The organism is Nostoc sp. CENA543 (genome assembly GCF_002896875.1).
GTDB lineage: Bacteria > Cyanobacteriota > Cyanobacteriia > Cyanobacteriales > Nostocaceae > Trichormus.
The window spans coordinates 2,791,618-2,810,604 of the sequence record NZ_CP023278.1 but is presented as its reverse complement, the minus strand read 5'-3'; the positions used below and the strand labels follow the sequence as shown (position 1 = coordinate 2,810,604).

At 40.3% G+C, this 18,987-nt stretch carries 16 protein-coding genes; 12 read left to right on the top strand and 4 right to left on the bottom strand.

The window, feature by feature from the left end:
• Positions 1 to 262 precede the first annotated feature (262 nt).
• Positions 263 to 1,645, bottom strand: a complete 1,383-nt coding sequence (locus tag CLI64_RS11670) for a cytochrome P450 (RefSeq protein ID WP_103137387.1) — start codon at positions 1,643 to 1,645, stop codon at positions 263 to 265.
• Positions 1,646 to 1,970: 325 nt separating this feature from the next.
• On the opposite strand from CLI64_RS11670, the gene CLI64_RS11665 reads away from it, so the two are divergent.
• From CLI64_RS11665 to CLI64_RS11650, 3 genes are all read left to right on the top strand, one after another.
• Positions 1,971 to 2,603 (top strand): ParA family protein, encoded by a 633-nt coding sequence (locus tag CLI64_RS11665; RefSeq protein WP_103137386.1) that lies wholly within the window; start codon positions 1,971 to 1,973, stop codon positions 2,601 to 2,603.
• Positions 2,603 to 3,160 (top strand): hypothetical protein, encoded by a 558-nt coding sequence (locus CLI64_RS11660; protein ID WP_103137385.1) that lies wholly within the window; start codon positions 2,603 to 2,605, stop codon positions 3,158 to 3,160. Before CLI64_RS11665 ends, CLI64_RS11660 begins: the two co-directional genes overlap by 1 nt.
• Positions 3,161 to 3,631: 471 nt before the next feature.
• Entirely contained in the window at positions 3,632 to 5,332 is a 1,701-nt protein-coding gene (locus CLI64_RS11650; protein ID WP_103137384.1) for a hypothetical protein, read from the top strand.
• Positions 5,333 to 5,417: 85 nt separating this feature from the next.
• On the opposite strand, the gene CLI64_RS11645 is transcribed toward CLI64_RS11650, so the two are convergent.
• On the bottom strand, positions 5,418 to 5,915 hold the full coding sequence (locus CLI64_RS11645; protein ID WP_103137383.1) for a hypothetical protein: 498 nt from the start codon (positions 5,913 to 5,915) through the stop codon (positions 5,418 to 5,420).
• A gap of 402 nt (positions 5,916 to 6,317) precedes the next feature.
• Here CLI64_RS11645 and CLI64_RS11640 point away from each other — a divergent pair, with 402 nt between their 5' ends.
• Positions 6,318 to 7,544 carry a glycoside hydrolase family 10 protein gene (locus CLI64_RS11640; RefSeq protein WP_103137382.1) on the top strand — a complete coding sequence of 409 codons (1,227 nt, stop codon included), beginning with the start codon at positions 6,318 to 6,320 and terminating at the stop codon, positions 7,542 to 7,544.
• Positions 7,545 to 7,684: 140 nt separating this feature from the next.
• On the opposite strand, the gene CLI64_RS11635 is transcribed toward CLI64_RS11640, so the two are convergent.
• Together CLI64_RS11635 and CLI64_RS11630 are read right to left on the bottom strand one after the other, a co-directional pair.
• Positions 7,685 to 9,166, bottom strand: coding sequence for a site-2 protease family protein (locus CLI64_RS11635; protein ID WP_103137381.1), 1,482 nt, complete (start codon positions 9,164 to 9,166; stop codon positions 7,685 to 7,687).
• A gap of 294 nt (positions 9,167 to 9,460) precedes the next feature.
• The gene (locus tag CLI64_RS11630) at positions 9,461 to 9,889 is read right to left on the bottom strand and encodes a hypothetical protein (RefSeq protein WP_103137380.1); all 429 of its coding nucleotides are present in this window, start codon (positions 9,887 to 9,889) and stop codon (positions 9,461 to 9,463) included.
• Between the two features lie 91 nt (positions 9,890 to 9,980).
• On the opposite strand from CLI64_RS11630, the gene rppA reads away from it, so the two are divergent.
• From rppA to CLI64_RS11590, 8 genes are all read left to right on the top strand, one after another.
• On the top strand, positions 9,981 to 10,661 hold the full coding sequence (rppA, locus tag CLI64_RS11625; RefSeq protein WP_103137379.1) for a two-component system response regulator RppA: 681 nt from the start codon (positions 9,981 to 9,983) through the stop codon (positions 10,659 to 10,661).
• Positions 10,662 to 10,733: 72 nt separating this feature from the next.
• Positions 10,734 to 12,032 (top strand): ATP-binding protein, encoded by a 1,299-nt coding sequence (locus tag CLI64_RS11620; RefSeq protein WP_103137378.1) that lies wholly within the window; start codon positions 10,734 to 10,736, stop codon positions 12,030 to 12,032.
• A 29-nt stretch (positions 12,033 to 12,061) separates the two neighbouring features.
• Entirely contained in the window at positions 12,062 to 12,898 is an 837-nt protein-coding gene (locus CLI64_RS11615) for an Rpn family recombination-promoting nuclease/putative transposase (RefSeq protein WP_103137377.1), read from the top strand.
• A 74-nt stretch (positions 12,899 to 12,972) separates the two neighbouring features.
• Positions 12,973 to 13,269, top strand: coding sequence for a hypothetical protein (locus CLI64_RS11610; protein ID WP_103137376.1), 297 nt, complete (start codon positions 12,973 to 12,975; stop codon positions 13,267 to 13,269).
• A gap of 15 nt (positions 13,270 to 13,284) precedes the next feature.
• Entirely contained in the window at positions 13,285 to 14,205 is a 921-nt protein-coding gene (locus CLI64_RS11605; protein ID WP_103137375.1) for an FTR1 family protein, read from the top strand.
• 398 nt (positions 14,206 to 14,603) lie between these two features.
• Positions 14,604 to 16,970, top strand: coding sequence for a TonB-dependent siderophore receptor (locus CLI64_RS11600; RefSeq protein WP_192881708.1), 2,367 nt, complete (start codon positions 14,604 to 14,606; stop codon positions 16,968 to 16,970).
• 96 nt (positions 16,971 to 17,066) lie between these two features.
• Complete coding sequence (locus CLI64_RS11595; protein ID WP_103137373.1) at positions 17,067 to 17,963, top strand: hypothetical protein; 897 nt, start codon at positions 17,067 to 17,069, stop codon at positions 17,961 to 17,963.
• 73 nt (positions 17,964 to 18,036) lie between these two features.
• Positions 18,037 to 18,987, top strand: coding sequence for an ABC transporter ATP-binding protein (locus CLI64_RS11590; protein WP_103137372.1), 951 nt, complete (start codon positions 18,037 to 18,039; stop codon positions 18,985 to 18,987).

The window sequence follows — 18,987 nt, the reverse complement described above, 5'->3', positions numbered from 1 at the left end:
GAGAAGCGGAAAAATCGGGGGCGGTGAGGTGAGGAATTTTTCATCTGTGCTGGTTTACGCAGTTCACGATCGCCATGAAAAAGTAAGGGAGCAGGGAGCAAGGGAGCTGGGAGAAAAATTACGCCACTTGCGGGTGTTAGCGGAGCAGAAAGTAGTTCGGTTTGTAACTTTAATTTCCCCCTGCCCCCTGCCCCCTGCCTCTTATTTTAAGGGTAGAAGCAATTGCCATCATTCGCCTAGAGCGATCGTCAAACTACGGTGTTTACACTGTTACAGATGTATTTACGGAGATTAATTGCCGTGTTGCAACCATTCGCATTCCGGCTGGTGCAGCTAAGGTTAAACCACGGCGCACAGGACGCACAGGACGTTTATTCACTAGAGAAACTTGATATTGAGCTAAAACTGTCGCCAAAACAATTTTCATTTCATACTGAGCAAAAGCCAAACCTATACACCGACGATTCCCCCCGCCAAATGGTAAATATTCGTAAGGGGAAAATTGCCTTTGTAAAAATCTTTCTGGTTGGAATTGTTTAGACTGCGGATATACTGATTCGCGGTAATGGGCTAAATAAATACTAGGAACTACTAATGTTCCTTTGGGTAGGTGATAACCCATAATTTCTATTGGCGATTTGACAATCCTTAAAAATCCAGCCAAGACAATAGGATATATTCTCAAAGTTTCTTGGCAAACTGCTGTTAAATAAGGTAAGTGGGAAATTTGACTAGGTTCTGGATTAACACCAAGGGTAACTAACTCCTGTAATAACTTTTCGCGCACATCTGGCAATTGGTCAAGCCAATAAAACGCCCAAGTTAATGCAGAAGCGGTGGTTTCATGTCCTGCAACTAGCATTGTCATTAATTCATCACGTAATTGGGCATCTGACATCGGCTGACCATCTTCATAACGAGCCGAGATTAATAAACTCAGGATATCTTGGCGATTTTCCCCTGATTCCGTGCGACGCTGGGCAATTAACGCATAAATTAACTCGTCAATTTGTTGAATGAGGCGCAGCACTCGCCCCCAAGGACTCCACGCGCCTAAATCTTTCTGCATGAAGTTGAAAAACAGGGCTGTAGAAAACACAGCAGAACCCATTAAATCTAAAACAGAAGTCAGCAACCCCCGCAATTTTTGGTACATTTCCCCCTCATCCACGCCAAAAACTACCCGCAAAATCACGCGCATGGTAATTTCCTGCATGGAGTTACGAATATTAAAGGGTTTGCCAATTTCCCACTCGCTGCTGACTTGTTGGGTGATTTCTTGGATGGCTTGACCGTAAGCCCGCATTCTTTCACCATGAAAAGGCGGGGTGAGTAATTGCCGTTGACGCTGGTGGCGATCGCCATCTAATAAAATCAGAGAGTTATCACCCAACAAAACTTTTAAAAGACCGCCCCCTCCCCCATTTTGAAAGTATTTACCATCAGCTGTGAAAATCTGCTCTAAAGCTTGGGGATGGCTGAAATAAACTATTTGATTTTCCTTATTCTGTCTCCAGATAGTGAAATTATCACCATAAACACGGGCAAAATCTTCTAAATACTCTGTTGGGTGAGTAATGAATTTAAACAGCCGCACAAAATAAGGGAGTTTCGGCCCGTCGGGTAAGTTGTAAGTAACCATCATCTGAATTAGAGTTCATCGCTATCGCCTTCTATTGTTACGATTTTTTTCGTAGCTGGAGACGAAAACCGTCAACGCAATTCGCAATTCGCAATTCGCAATCCGCAATTCGCAATGGACTTCTCTCCGAGACGCTAACGCGAACATCCCGCTACGCTAACGCAATGGACTTCGTCCCGCTTTGCTAACGCAATTCGCAATCCCCAGTCCCCAGTCCCCAATCCCCAATCCCCTAAACTCTAAAAAAATAATTTTCGGAAAATTTCAATTTTGGATTTTGAATTAAAGAAAGCGGTATATTCATGTAAGTCAGGGTCGGGAGTCAGCAGTGCCAAAAATCGTCGCTATTCTCAACGGTAAAGGAGGAGTCGGTAAAACGACTACCGCAGTTAATTTAGCTGCTCAGTTTGGGAAGAAGAAAAAAGTTATTCTCGTTGATACAGATATTCAAGGTTCAGCTAGTTGGTGGTTTGGGCGCAATCAAAATGGTATGGGATTTGACCTTTCCCAAGAAACCAATCCCCAACTTTTAAGTCGGTTGAAAACCATCCAAGGTTACGATTTAGTAGTAGTAGATACGCCGCCGGCACTGCACTCAGAAGCCTTGACGACAGTAGTTGCGATCGCAGATTATCTAGTGTTACCTACACCTCCAGCCGCTATGGATTTAGCCGCCTTGATTGAAACAGTCAAAGCGGCTGTAGTTCCTGCTGGCGTTCCCCATCGGGTATTACTCACAAAAGTCGATACACGGAGTATAAATGAAGCAATAGAAGCTCAAAATACTCTCCAACGTTTAGGAATTCCGGCTTGCAAGTCTTTCATTCGGATCTATAAAGCCCACGAAAGAGCCGCTTTGGAGGGTGTAGCGATTCATCAATGGCGAGGCAAAAACGCTAGAGAGGCGGAATCAGACTACCGCCGCGTAGCAGAAGAAATACAGCGTGATTGGAGGAAATAATGGCTAGAAAACAGAGTCTTTCTGACTTAATTCAAGCAGAAGCACAAAAATTTGAACCTTCAGCCGGCGAACCAACAATTGAGGTGTCGGCTCAAGCAGTAGAAGAAGATACAAAACCAACAGCAGAAGCATCAGCTACTAAACGTAGCAATCCCACCAAAGCCGATTTAGAAGTCACTATCAAGGAGTTACAAGCTGATTTAGCTGCATCTCAACAAAACGAAAAAACTCTTCAGCAAGAAATAGCCAATTTGCAATCAGCCTTAGCTGAACAAAAAGCGACGGTAGAAAGAGTGACAAAAGAACTCCACGAAACAAAACAAACTGCACTGCAACTTGCTGAAGCGAATTCTCAACTAATAGAAGAAAATAAATCTGTTAAACAAGAACAGGAAGCACAACTGCAAAAACAACAAGAAAAAGAAAAGGCAAAACAACCAAAACCCCATCAACCAGTTCTTTATAGAAAATCTCATCGCACACCGGAACAATATCCGGTAGTGCAGACAAATGAATCAAAAGATGATTTTTCTTCAAATACTTGGTTGTATGACTAGTAAATAGGGAATAGGGAATAGGGAATAGGGAATAGGGCATTGGGTAAGAAATTCTACCTTGTCTACCTTGTCTCCCCTGCCCCCTGCCTAAAAGTCCCACATCTTCGTCCAACTGGATTAGAATTTAATTAGGTGCTAGAAGGTTGAGGACTGACTGAATTATTAAGTATTTTTTTCACTGCGAATTGAGGAAAGCGATCGCACGACAAAGTCGTACTTGATGATGATGGAAAGTCCTGTGATTGTGGCGAGTTGCTTCAGTACCATAACATCAATTCATCATTAAAAACCTAACCCCCTAACCCCCTTCCCTACAAGGGAATGGGGAACAAAACTTCTCTTTTTTTGCAAAGGAGGGGTTATTCTCGAAATAGTTAATTTGGTGTTCTAGGTAGTAATTTTACTGTGCAGATATTTTCAGGGCTGAAGACTCGCAAGATTGATAACAGCTTCTAAATCCTGAGAATAGCTATGAAATATTGGATATTGTCTATATTATTGCCTGTGGTGGTAATTGCTCATCCTTTCGCAGTACAGGCGGCTAGTAATATAGTTATTGAACCTAGTAATCAATCACTTCAGATTACTGGTTGGTTAGGTGAAGAAAGTGCTTTAATTGGCAATTTGCGCTTGACTGCTCCAGGTGAAAATATTGAGAAAGTTGTATTTTTAACTTCCGATTTGCGCCGGAAAGAAGGCGGTGAAATCGTCAACCGTCAACAAATTACCATCATCGGTGAACCACAACTGTCAGCAGGAATTCCCCAAGATTTCCAAGTGCGGGTAAATCATATTACCCTACCAGGAACTTATGAAGGGACAGTGCAAATATTTCTTCCCAGTCAATCCCAACAGCCAGTAGAAACGATTCCCGTTGAGGTAATTGCCAAAGTTAGGCCAAATCTGATTCCTGTCGGTGACACAGAACAGATACAATTGCGTCTAGTCAACTGTGATGGTTGGCTGGGTTGGATTGATTGTTCTATTGCTAGGGGTTTACTGCCAGCAAGTGCATTTTTAAATCAATGGGAACTGCAATTTGATAACCCTACCCAAGCACCAGTCACCATCATTGATAGTAAAGTCATCCTCAAAGGTGAACAAACAGGATACCAAATCACCACACAAGCCGTAAGTTTACCCAAAGGGGATATCAATATAGCCAGCGATCGCATTATCAGTTTACCTCTCAATATCAATCGCTGTGTTATTCCCCCAGACCGTTACATCGGAGCAATTTACTTAACATTGTCAGGACAAAATCAACGATTAATCATTCCAGTTGATTTAAAAATGCGTTCTGGGCCGATTTTACCTTTGTTGGTGTTAATTTTTGGTGTGCTTTTGGGACGTTTATTTAAATATATGCAAGAATCTGGCGGTGATATTACCAGAGCCATCAAAGCAGTTTATCGTCTCAAATCTCGTATTAAAAAAGAAGTAGAACACCCAGATGACCAAAGAATATTAGAACGGATGATTGATTGGGTAGAACAGTTAATTCGATGGGAAAAAATTGATAAAGCCTTTGCTGAAATAGATGCTATTGAATCACGACTAGAGGCTTTAAGTAAGCTCCGAGAAATAGAAAATAAATTAATGGAGATGGAAAATGAGTCTAATTTAGAAAAGATACTGCAAGTGTTACATAATAATATTGCTAAAATTCGTGTTTTCATAGCTCAGAAAAATGATATTGCTGCTAATAGATTGATGCAAGCAGTGATGAAAGATTTAGCAAATCTCTATTACCAGATAAATGGTAAAGATAGTCTGAAATTAAGTGAAAATTTTTTACCTCTGGAGTTAGCCAGTAGTGTGAATGAATTATTAATTCGTGCTGATGCAGTTTCTCCTCAAGATTTACCCAACCCTTCTAAATGGGAAGTCCGTATGCAAGATTTACTCATACTAATATCTGGTGTTTCTGATGATGTTCGCATCGGTGCTACCGTTTTTCTCATCCGACCTTTTTTATCACTGACTTTACTGGTAGGTTTATCTTTAGTCGGTCTTGGTTCGTTATATGTAGATAACGGTGTCACCTTTGGCTCTAGACCTTTCTCTGATTATTTAGGTTTAATTTTATGGGGGATTAGTGCTGATGTTACTAGCCGGAATATTAGCAGTTTGCAAAGTAGGAATAGGGATAATGATTCTAATATAATTTGAGTTGATAAATGATGTAGAATGCTGCGGGAAAAGATGGGAATGTGAACCCAAGAATTCCCCGCGTTCACCGTGGGGAGTGTCAATATCAAGCAATCAGAATAGGATTATTAATCAACTGGTGCTGGGGGAAATCAAAACGAATGGTGTTAGCTGACCAATTTTTTAAATCAGGTGCTAACCACACTAATTTACTGAGGATTTCATCATTGAGCCATAACACCACTGGAAAATGAAAAGATTTACGAAACTCATCCCGCATGATGTTGGTACTAGCAATGAGTTGGTTAATAGCCACTACAGATTCTAAACCCGTAATCATCAATACGTCTGGGTGAAGATTGCCAATTTGATCTTGAATGGTTGTGTATAGTGTTTCGTCAGTCGCTTGCAGCACAATCTCTTGTATCTTTAGTGCTGAAGATGGAGTTAATAAATTTAAAATCTGCTGTTGCTTTTGAGGCGAGTTACAACAAGCTAATATCAACGCAAAATCACCCGCAGCCAGCATAATTGCCCTCTCTAATCTCTGAGTGGCTGCTGTTGTTTGTGCAAGATGATCTGGTGAATTACTCAAGGTTTTCATTACTAAATTTGCGATTTTAAGTGAAAAGCTGTCAGCATAACCGTAAAATTACTACTTACAAGCTATTTACTGTTTAAGTATCACTCAGTAGGTAAATCGAGATTTACTCGTTAATACATAGCATAATCATAAATATACATTAACAGTCAAGTATAAGTTGTATTATTCACATTGTCGAAACAAATATGCGGAGAATGTATCGATATTAACAGATAAACAATATGAAATTTTTAAATAACAATGTAAAAACAAGATAAAGATTTATCTTGATAGCACCGTATCCAGAATCTTACCCTTGTCTATAAATCTTCTCCAGAGCAACTTTTAGCTATTGAACACGTCCATTTAACTAAGTTATTTCCTGCTCATGTAAAATTTTATGGAATACTTAGAAAGTGGTGTATGAGGTTTTTGTTACATAATTTTACCAAAAAAAATAAGCCCGTATTTTTAGCAGTGATGTGGGTTTTAACTGTGGTGGCTACGGTAATTTTATCGTTACCTTTAAACGCCCAAATCAGTCCTAACTCATCATCAGCCACAGAATTGAGAGGGGTGTGGCTAACGAATATTGATAGTGATGTGCTGTTTGGGCGCGATCGCCTGCGTCAAGCTTTGCAAAAATTAGATGAACTGAACTTTAACACTGTCTACCCAGCAGTATGGAATTGGGGATATACACTTTATCCCAGCCGAGTAGCCGCAAAAGTGATTGGGCGATCGCTTGATCCTACCCCTGGATTACAAGGGCGAGATATCCTCAAAGAAATTGTCACTGAGGGACACAAGCAAGGTTTAACTGTTATTCCCTGGTTTGAATTCGGTTTTATGGCTCCTGCTGACTCTCTCTTAGCCAAAAATCGTCCCCAATGGCTCACCAATCGTAGTGATGGTACACGCATTGTCAAAGAAGGTACACATGACCGTGTATGGTTAAGTCCCTTTCGTCCTGATGTACAGCAATTCATCCAAGATTTAATCGTCGAAATCGTCAGAAACTACGATATTGATGGTATTCAATTTGACGACCATTTTGGCTTACCTTCAGAACTCGGCTATGATGCCTACACCGTAGCTTTATACAAAAAAGAACACCGTGGGCAAGCACCTTCTAAAAATCCCAAAGATCCAGAATGGGTGCGTTGGCGAGCCAGCAAAATCACTGATTTCATGAAGCGAGTATTTACAGCCATCAAAGCCGCGAAAAAAGATTGTTTAGTTTCCGTCGCACCCAACCCACAGCGTTTTTCTTACGAATTCTTCCTTGCAGACTGGCAAAAGTGGGAACGGATGGGGCTAGTTGAAGAATTGGTATTGCAGATTTACCGTGATGATCTCAATGTTTTCGTCAAGGAATTAGAGTATCCAGAAGTCAAAGCCGCCCAGAAACATATACCCGTGAGTGTGGGAATTTTAACCGGCTTAAAAAATAAACCCATTACCATGCAGCAAATACAAACCCAAGTCCAAAAAACACGCGATCGCAATTTCGCCGGAGTTTCCTTCTTCTTCTATGAAACCCTGTGGAACTTAGCGAAAGAACAACCTCTAGAACGTCAGACAGCCTTACAAAAAATCTTCCCCAAACCAGCTAAGTATCCTAACTTGTTGACAGGGTGGAAAGCGTAGATTGGGGACTGAGGAATTGGGACTGGGGAGATGGGGGAGTGTGGGGAGTGTGGGGAGTGTGGGGGGAAAGATTTCTTCCCTATCCTCCCTATCCTCCCACCCCTCCCACACTTCCTGCTTGCCCCATGCCCCATGCCCTATTACCCAATTCCTAACCTACCTGCTAAACCAGGAGTTAAGGGTAAAAGGGTGGTAATCATTAAGAACAATACTAATAGACCAATTGCGGCTCTAGCGTCGTCGGGTTCGCTAACTTCGTTTAAACTGGGGCGTTCTAAGTCCCGTTGTAGGAAGACAATCACGATCAGCCAATATAATGCTAGAGGATTCGCCAAGCCTACCAAACCTAAGACAATTAACGTGGCTATGGTGGCTCGATTGGCGGTTTTGCGTCCGTAAATGGCTTGGACAATACGTCCACCGTCTAATTGTCCGGCTGGCATTAAGTTTAAAGCAGTGATGACCAAACCTAGCCAACCAATTACTACGAGGGGGTGAATATTGACTAAGGGTGATTGCAATGCTGAACCTAAAACCACCCTTGCTAGGCTACCGACTAAAATCGAACCTTGGAAAAATTGATTGGGTAACTGAAATAAACTGCCAGGATGAGATAACAACAAACCGGCAATTAACATCAGTAAAGATACAATACCACCAGCGATCGGCCCGGCTACGGCAATGTCGAATAAAGCGGTGCGATTAGGTAACAACGACTCAAAGCGCGTAATTGCCCCAAAAGAGCCGATTTGCACTGCTGGTAAGAAGAAAGGCCAGCTAAGACGTACTTGATAACGACGCGCCAGTAACCAATGCCCAATTTCATGGGCGATTAAAATGGCAAATATGCCCAAACCGATGGGTAAAGTCTCTTGTAACCTTTCGGGATGCGCCAAGAAATCAAAATTGAGTAATAATCCCCCTGTTTCTAGGCTAGTGCCAACAGTGGCGATTCCCAAAATAGCTGCAAAGACCTTTTGCGCTAACATGGCGGGGCGTGGGTCGTTGCTGCTAGGAAGAACAATCACTACAGGTTTACCATCGTTGTTTTCCACTAAGAACAAACGATATTTCTCACCCAGCTTTTCTTTTAAACTCGCAGTTAAACGAGTGTGAACTTCTTGGGGTTCGCCGCGTAGATTGCCTTTGAAGATAGCACCTTCTTGGTAGGCGATCGTTTCTGTGGCAAAAAATGTATCAATGCCAAAAACACTTCTAATCACATTTAAGTCTTCTTCTGGAATTGGCATGATTTCCAATACCACGGCTGCTGGTTGTGGAGGATTTTCTGTTGCAGAGGAGGATTCTGCCGCCGTTAGCCTGTCTGTGGCGCGTTGCTTGAGGATAGCATCTTGACCAGCAGCACGTAATTGTTTACCCAAGTAGATGTACAGTCCAGCCGAACCGACCACCAAGAATAAAATTCCGACTATGTTGATGTAAATTCCGGCTGCAAACAAACCGAAGAATAACAGCCAGGGAGTCATTAACACCACCGACTGCAACCAGGCTAAGATTCCCAGTTTTCCAAAAGGTCTGGCGCGATAAAAGCCCCAACCTAAAATGGCAAAAGCCACTAATAAAATTGTCCCAATAATAGGAGTCTCTGACGAAGTAAACATTTCCAAACCCTTCGCTGTGAAAGACCAAGCCCGAATTAGTCAGGTGATACAGATACACTTACTAATCTATAACGGACTCTGTAGTCTGCCCAAGGAGATTGGGGAATAGGTACTAGGGAATAGGGACTGGGGACTAGGAATTTTGGATTTTAGATTGAATCCAATCCAAAATCGCCAATCCCAAATCCAAAATTGAAAGGCTGGGGACTGGTGATAGGGATTGGGGACTGAAACAGAGGGTGTGAGCGATCGCAGTCTAATAGTATCTTTGATTACTATAGTTATCAAAAGATACTATTCAACGAATTGGTAACGGGTAATACGTTTAACTGTAGTGACATCTAATCCCAACTCTTCAATGATCCCTGCTTCAATGGCAGTAATATCTGTGCTAGGTAATTCCATTTCTAAATTTTTGATAGCTGAGTCTGAAGTTCTAATACTAACCTTTGTAAATCCTCCCTTTTGCTTAATCTCTGCCTTAATCGCTAATACTGCAACAGATAAATTCACCTTCACTTGGTTATTGGCTGCTAAATAGGAATTAGTGTTGTATTTGTGACTTAACATTTGGTTAGCAATACTCTTGCCTCCCAACCAAATACTGACTCCGATTAGCGGTAATGGTAGCCAAAATTCTAATCCTAAAGCCAAAAGCGTAGTTTTATAACTGTTGGTTTTTAGAGATTGCCACACCTTAAAAAGCGGATTCTGGTCAGGCATAGATCACAAAAAATTTATAATTTATTGAGAATAATCAGCAATATTATCAGAAAATACTCTCATCGTTGCCTGTAAGGTTTTGATAGTCGTCATGAAAATATTGGTAGTTGAGGATGATCTAGAACTCCTAGAACCTCTCAATACAGTGCTTTCAAGAGCCGGACACATTGTTGATGGGGTTGCTAGCTGCGAACTAGCTACCGACTTAATATCTCAACAAGATTATGACTTGCTCATTCTAGATTGGATGCTACCAACAGGAAGCGGGATTTACCTATGTCAACAGTATCGCTATATAGGGAAAACATCTCCAGTCTTGATGCTCACTGCAAAAGACAGTATTGCAGATAAGGTCAAGGGACTAGATGCAGGTGCAGATGACTATCTTGTAAAACCTGTAGATATGTTGGAGTTACTAGCAAGAGTGCGCGCCTTAGCCAGAAGATCCCCTGTTTGGCAAGACCAAATATTAAAGTTTGCTGACTTACAACTCAATTTAGATACCCACACAGCACAACGACAACAGCAACAAGTCCAACTTTCTGTGCGTGAATGTCAATTGCTAGAATACTTTTTGCGTCATCCCCAACAAATTCTCAGCCGTGACCAGTTAGAGCAAGCTTTGTGGACATGGGATACAGACTTAGGAACTAATGCTATCACTGTGCAAATTCGACGACTCCGGCAACGTTTACAGCCATTAGAAGCAGATCACTGGATTGAAACAGTTTATGGTTTAGGTTATCGTTTGATTAAATTAGATGTCAATTAATGAAATGAGTAATGAGTAATGAGTAATGAGTAATACCGATTACTTATTGCTTCAAAAATAAAAAAGATTTCCATGTCCAATATATTTCACAGCAGTCGTCGTAATTTAGCACGTTGGTTTACTCTTTCTATGGGGAGTATTTTAGTAGTTTTTGCCTGTGGAATTTATATTGGTGTAGTTCATGACCGCCAAAAAGCCTTTGATGAGGAACTTTATAGTAAAAGTCGGGTGATGGCTGCGGGTATTCGCTATCGTCTGCAACAAGGTCAATGGCGTGTCAAACTTGATGATGTTCCTTTATTGGGTAGTAATACTTTATATATAGAAAGATTAGAAAGTGAAATTGCTTACGCTCGCTGGTACTCTCCAGAAGGTAAGTTATTGTTGTTTGTGAAGGAAAAACCCCCCGAATTTGTCAAAATTTCCCCAGGATTTGAAACATTACAAATACAGAGTGGAGAAGTAGGCGCGAAATCGCAGAGATGGTTACGCCAAGTCACTCTGCCAGTATTACAGGATGAAATATTGTTAGGATACTTACAAATAGCTTCTCCCCTGACTCCTGTGCAAGAAACACTCACACAACTTTGCTTATTATTAGCTGTTGGTGTGCCTTTAGGAATAGGGGCGATCGCTGTGACAGGATGGGTGTTAGGTGGTTTGGCTATGCAGCCGATTTATGAATCCTATGAACGACTCAATCGATTTACCGCCTACGCTTCCCATGAACTGAGAAACCCACTGGCGAAAGTATTAAGCCATGCTCAATTAGGTTTAATGACTTTAGTAGAGCCTGAGTGTGAAGCTCGTTCTCGTTTGCATACGATTATTAAAACTACTAAAACTATTAGCAATCTTGTGAGTGATTTATTATTTTTGGCACGGCATGAAGGAGAATTAAATCCTCAAGTGCTTAAATATATCGATTTGGTAGAGTTAATCGATAATTTGGCTCAAGAACAATTGATTTACTGTGAAGAAAAAGAATTACATTTACAAATTAATTTACCACAAAACTCAGTAAAAGTATTAGTAGAACCAGATTTATTACGTCAGGCTGTATTAAATTTAATTAGCAATGCGATTAAATATACTGCTCCTGGTGGGACTGTGGAATTAAGACTCATCAAAGATACCCGCAGTGTGAAGATTCAAATAAAAGACAACGGTACAGGGATTCCCGCAGCCGATTTACCTTATATTTTTGAGCAATTCTATCGTAGTGATGTGCATAGAACACATAATGGCTTTGGTTTGGGTTTAGCGATCGCACTACAAATTATCCAAGCTCACAAAGGTAAAATTACCGTCACTAGTGATTTTGGTCAGGGGTCTTGCTTTCAAATTGAACTGTTAACTGTTGACTGGTAAGATTTTGAGTAGGTGATAAATATGACTTCATGCGTCGAGATTCTATCTTTTACAAATTGTTTCAACAATCTCCTACATTGTTGTTTGAGTTACTAGCAACACCCCCAAGTAATGCAGATGCTTACCGATTCGATTCGGTAGCTGTCAAAGAACCCAGATTTGAAATTGATGGTGTGTTTCTCCCACCAGAAAATCAAGGTGCAGGAGTTGTATATTTTTGCGAAGTACAATTCCAAACAGATGAACAGCTTTACGAAAGAGTATTTGCAGAATCTTCGCTATATTTCTATCGTAACCGCAATAGATTCACTGATTGGCAAGCAGTAATTATCTACCCATCGCGCACTACCGAACAGAGGGATATTCATCCCCATCGCTCATTACTCAACGGTGAACAAGTACATAGAATCTATTTAGATGAATTGGGTGATATTCGTTCTTTACCTATTTGGGTAGCCCTAATGGTACTGACGACAGTAGAGGAAGAACAAGCACCAGAAGCGGCTAAGTATTTATTAAGCAGAACAACTCAGGAAGTCACTGAATCAGCCAGTCGCGCCATAATGGAGATGATCACAACAATTATGGTGTACAAGTTTGAACGATTAAGCAGAATGGAGGTTGAGTCTATGTTGGGAATCACGCTCAAAGAAACCAGAGTTTACCGCGAAATCAAGGAAGAAGGACGGGAGGAAGCAACACTTCAACTCGTCATTCGACAATTAACTAAGCGGTTTGGCGAACTTTCTGAGGAAATGCGCTCTTCAATTACTGGTTTACCTTTACCTGTGTTGGAGGATTTGAGTGAGGCATTGTTAGATTTTACCTGTGTGGCTGATTTACAGGCTTGGTTAGAACAGCGATAAATTTCTGGTGTTATTTTTCTGTTATGTTTATCTGCCAAACTCTTGGTATGTAGAGCTATTAGGGTTATCAAGCTATGTACCGGAGAGTTTTTTTAGGACAAGTAATAGCGATCGCAACAACAACTGCTACACTACTTTTTCCCGCAGCAGCTTTGGCGAAACCTTCAGAACATCAAGCCAAAGAACATAAACATAAGTCGAAAAAGTCCAAACACCACGCCAAGAAAGACGAGATTGCAGCTAAGACTGAAGACGCACACAAACATCAAGCTAAAAAATCACATCCCCAACCAGAACCATCAGCTACCAGCACTAACGAAGAGCCTGCAAAGATCAATCAACCCGCAGGTTCTCCTACAGAAGTAATGTAATCCATAGGAATTACTATGAATTGGAGTGCTGCATTACCAACTTTTTTGATTACTTTTAGAGAAGGTGTAGAAGCTGCTTTAGTTGTGGGTATTGTTTTGGCCTGTCTACAGCAAGCTGAACAACAAAAACTGCACCGTTGGGTATATTTAGGCATTGTTACCGCCGCCATAGCTAGTTTTGCGGTTGGTTTATTACTCAATTTAGGTATCCAAGGATTGCAGACATCTGAGTATATCTATGCACCTGTGTTCAAGCAATTATTTGAGATGGGATTGGGTGTAATTGCGATCGCTATGCTCAGTTGGATGTTAATTTGGATGACTAAACAAGCCAAATTCCTCAAAGCAGAAATCACCGATGCTGTTAAAAATGCTTTAGTTCAAGATCACCACGCCGCTTGGGGAATTTTTAGCCTGATTTTTATCGCTGTCTTTCGGGAAGGCTTGGAAACGGCTGTGTTTATCGTTGCTAAGTTTCAAGATGGGTTGACACCTGTATTGGGTGCGATCGCCGGACTAGGTATGGCAGTGTTAATTGGTATGCTGCTATTTAAATGGAGCATCAAGATTAATTTGCAGCAATTTTTCCAAGCAATGGGTGTCTTACTGCTATTAATTGTCTCTGGGTTAGTAATTTCGGCTTTGCGACATCTGGATGCTGCTGCTGTTGCATTTAACCACATCAATCCCACTATCTCTTATACTTGCGGACTAGATAATACATCTTGTCTTCTCGGCTTTCAAATTTGGGATTTATCAGGAATCTTACCTGATAGACAGTTTCCAGGGATTTTGTTCAAAACCTTATTTGGCTATACCCAAAAACTATATCTTGTACAGGCGATCGCTTATCTGCTGTTTTGGTTGATAGTTGGTAGCTTATACTTCCGCAGTCTTCGCCAACCTACACAACTAAAAACAGTTCCTAATGCTTGATTTTTTGTGAATTAAAACTCAATATTTTCTGCTTTGTGTCTATGTATTGAGAAATCTTTTTGAAGCATTAATACATCAAGACATAAACAGTTGCATTCTAGAGGTTAATCATGATAAATTTATCGCCAATAACTCTCAATTAACTGCTATTGAATACGTCAATTAGCATCACAAATTACTAGATTTATAGCTAGTCATTTTGTGCTGTTTAACTGTCATTAATAGCTATAAATCGGGATTTTTCTCAAGATTAATTGAGAAATATTATTGGTTTTCTGACAAATTCAAGTCAGAAAAAAAGGCAAGCTGTCAACTTGCCCGAAAATTTATTGATTTCATCTTCTAGTATGCAAAGCAATCTGATTTTTTTCAACAGAGAATTGTTGATAATTTTTTGTATGTCGGTAGCCGTTGCTGTTCCTCCCGTTTCAGCCGTTGAGACAGAAAAAGTCACACCTAAAGCGACTCAGCCTCAAATTAACGATCAGATTCCCCACCTCAAGGATATACAACTTCCTCCCACTAACGCCCAGTTATTAACTCAAGACACGGAGGATACACCAGAGACACCAGAAGCCAACCAAGATGCAGATATTGAACTAGATGTAATTGGTACACCACTGGTGAACTTTATCGAAGAACGTCAACAATCTCCCACAGGAGTAATTATTCTCGATCAGAAAGAAATTCAACGGTTTAATTACAGAACTGTGGGTGAGGTGCTGCGTCGTCAACCTGGTGTAGTGTTAGGAGGCCCCCCAGGGGAAGATAAAGATGTGCGACTATTGGGTTTACCCAAAGAATACACCCAAATTTTAATTAACGGTCAGCGTTTCCCCGATGGTGGTGAAAACCGAGAGTTTAAAGTAGACAGGATTCCTGTCAGTCTTGTTGAAAGAATAGAAATTATTAGTAACCCTACCGCCACCCAAAATTCCCAAGGTGTAGCGGGGACTATCAATATTATCCTCAAGAAAGCACCAGATAGCCGGATTTCTGACCTCACCATTACGGGGACAACCTCAGAAACAGTAGGGCCATTTGGTGGTGTCAGCTTACTTTATGGTGATAAACAGGGAGATTTTAGTTATTTAATCAGTGCGGGAGTTCAGCAACGGGAAGCACCCAAGGATAAATTTAAGCAAACCTTAGATATTCAGAATCGCCCCACTCAAACAGAACGGGAAAATGAGGACAAGAGTCAGCTTGATATTAGCATCGCACCCCGTTTTGTCTGGCGGGTTTCATCAAGAGATACCTTGACTTTTGATCCTCTATTTTTGCAAACCGAGGAAGAGAAAGACGCAACTCGCAACGTCAATAATCAAAGGTTCTTTGCTCCTAGTGGTAGACTGCAAGAACTGCAAGAGCAAACCGTCAAAATTGACGAAGATAAGACAATTACAGGTTGGCGTTTAGGTGGTAGTTGGGAACGTCAACTCAGTGCGACTGCGGACATGAAATTGGGCTTGTTGTTTCAAAGTACCGATGAAACCAAAGACAAGGTAGAAATTACCGAGGGTATCACCAATACTTTTCGCAATGCTGCTGGTAGTCCTTTAAACCAGAGGAGAAATACAGGTACGATTAAGCGGGAATCAGAGACGAAAACAGACGAAGAATTACTAGGGACATTAACCTTTAACTTTCAGCCGTGGGAGAACCACAAAATTATAGTTGGGTTCGAGGGGAGTTTGCGCGATCGCGAGAAAAAGAAAATCACCACCGAACAGCAAACAGTCCCCACACTCACCCCTGCTGTAGAGAGAACTGCACCCAAAGACATCTACACCATTGAAGAAAATCAACTCAATGTTTTCATTCAAGATGAAATTCGCCTAGGTGAAAAGCATACCCTCACCGCCGGGTTACGAATGGAGATGGTAGACAACAAAGCTACCGCCGGCGATAGTAGCACAATTGAACAATCGGGAACAACATTTAACCCGTCATTGCATTACAAATATCGAGTGTTTCCCACAACAGTTTTTCGCCTCAGCGCAGCTAGGACAATTCGCCGTCCTAAATTTGATGATTTCATTCCCTTCCGCGACACCAAAAATGGAACTTTACTCCAACCAGATGTGATTGGAAATCCTCTACTCAAACCAGAAACTTCCCTAGGTTTAGAAACAGGAATTGAACAATCTTGGGGAAATAATACTGGTGCATTTGGATTAAATGCTTTTTATCGGTGGGTAGATGACAAAATTGAAAATGAAGTCAATTTCAACCCTGAAAACAATCGCTTTGAACAATCACCAAGAAACGTAGGCGATGGCAAAGTTTATGGTTTGAGACTCGATGTACAAACCCGCACACCTTTTCTCGGCTTACCAAACTTAACTTTATTTGGTAACGTTTCTTTCCTTGGTTCAGAAGTAGAAGACCAAAGAACTAGAGAAATTCGCCGTTTTAAAGAACAACCTGCATACGTCGCTAACTTAGGTTTTGATTATGTAATTCCAGAATGGGGAATGAATTTCGGTTTAACTTATAACATTCTTCCTGGGTTTGAAAATAGAGAACTTAAAGATGGAAAAACGGAGGTAACTAAACAAGCTGGAGAAAACAGTTTAGATGCTTACATGGCTTTTCGGTTAGCTGATAATGTGCAACTGAGTTTATTTGGTAAAAACTTATTAGCGGCTGAAAGAAGTAAAGACAGGACTGTGTTCAGTTCTACAGGCGTATTTGAAAATTCACGTATAGAGAGGGAAACAGCAGAAAGATTGTATGGGATTAGTTTGTCATGGCAATTTTAAATTGCTGCATTGATTAAGTTCGTAGTAAGGACTTTAGTGCTTATAAAATCAGAACTAAAGTCCTTACTACAAACTAAAATTTATGAATTAATAATCATGAACAATCCAGAACAACGTATTAATCGAGAATTAGCCCCAGAAGTTTTTCAATTAGCTGCTGAATTATATGCCCAAAAACAGCAAGAATATTCTCTAGAAGAATTAATATTAATTGGAGAAGAAGCTAAGATTCCGGCTGAATTTATTCAGCAAGCTCTAGACTTAGTTCAAGCTAAAAAACAAAAAAAATGGCAACTAAAGTTTACTAAAAAATATCCTAAATTAAAACTAGCCTTGCTAGGATGTGCTGTCACATCTGTAACTTTAATAGTAGGTGCATGGGGATATCACCAAATCTTTACTAGTAAAACTAATTCTGATTCTCCTGTGGGGATTCTTCCTGGAGAAAAAGAGAAAAAACATACTGGAAATGTGGAACGTTATCTGTTGAATAAAGAAGGTTTAGTAAATGGAATTTTACTCCATAATGCTAAACAAATTACATTACCTCCCCATCTCCATGAGCAAATATTAGCTGCTATTAAACCAGGGGATACAGTAGAAGTTGTAGGTAAATTAGGTACTCCTAGCGTTTATGGACAAGAGATAGAAGGAAATGTAATTACTAATACTGAAACTAAAGCAGTGGTAACAAAAAAAGGTAAGCCAAAACGTAAGCATAAAGTAGATGAAAATAGTTTAACTTTAATCAAAATTAATGATACGGTGCAGCATTGGTTAGTTGATGATGATGGTAAACTGCGGGGTGCAATTTTAACATCTGGGACACAAGTTCATTTAGTTAAACCCTTAGCTAAACAATTAGATCAAGTGGCTAAAATCGGTAGTCGCATTAAAGCAGATGGAGTTGGTAGACGAACGAATCATGGTGAAGTAGTAGAAGTAATTTCTCTGGATATTGATGGAAAAGTATTACCACATTCCCAAAATTAGACTCGTAGTAAGGACTTTAGTCCTGATATTCTAAGCACTAAAGTGCTGACTACAAAATTATGTTTACATGAATATGAATAAATCAGTCAAATTAAATCCGGCTTGGTCTTTATTTGTAGATATGTTGCGTGTGTTGCTGACTTATCCCCAGTGGTTAGCAGCCGCAATTATATCTACTATTGTAGTTGCAGCTTTAGAACCTAGTTTAGCTTGGATGGGTAAAAAGGTTGTAGACGATTTTAAAAAGGGTGATATAGAAATTAATTCATCTCTGGTGAATTATATTGTGGTGTTTGGTGGTTTATTACTGGGATTAGGTTTAATTAAATTAGGTGACAAAATCATCGATAAAATTTTTGAAACTCGATTGATTATTTGTTTACAGCGCACCTATTTACAAAGACGAGAAAAAGAACGAGATGCTGAAGATATTTCTCATATTCTCTATCATTGCAACCGTGCTAAACCTGGACTAGATATTATTCATAAAGACTCTTGGAAAATTATTTCTCAGACTATATCAGTAGTTATTTGGCAACTTACCTTAGCACCAGCATGGCTACCAGCTTTATTAATTGCTGTGATTCCACCGATTTTAATAGGATTTATTTTTGGTCAATTTATTCAAAAAGCTAGTCTGAAAATGCTCACGGCTCAAGAAAATATTGCTGCGTCTACTACCGAAGCGAAAAAATTAGAGTTAATTGAGCATCAAGAGTCATTTTTTCGCCATACTATCCACTTAGAAATGTTCAAATCGGGAACAGAAATCTTAATGGATTTATTAACTTGGTTTGGACTTTTAGTATTAGTTTTACTTTCTTCAGCTTTTCATATAGGTGTAGTACCGAAAGAAATTCAAGCTGGAGATTTAGTTTTGTTCTGGGGTAATTTAAATCTCCTTTCTAAACCCTTGGGGAACATTGTAAAAGTTTACAACAAAGCCAGAGAAGCTTATCCGGCATTATTACGAGTATTACGTCCAACAATTGCAGCTAACCATCAAATCCAACAGGAGGTATAG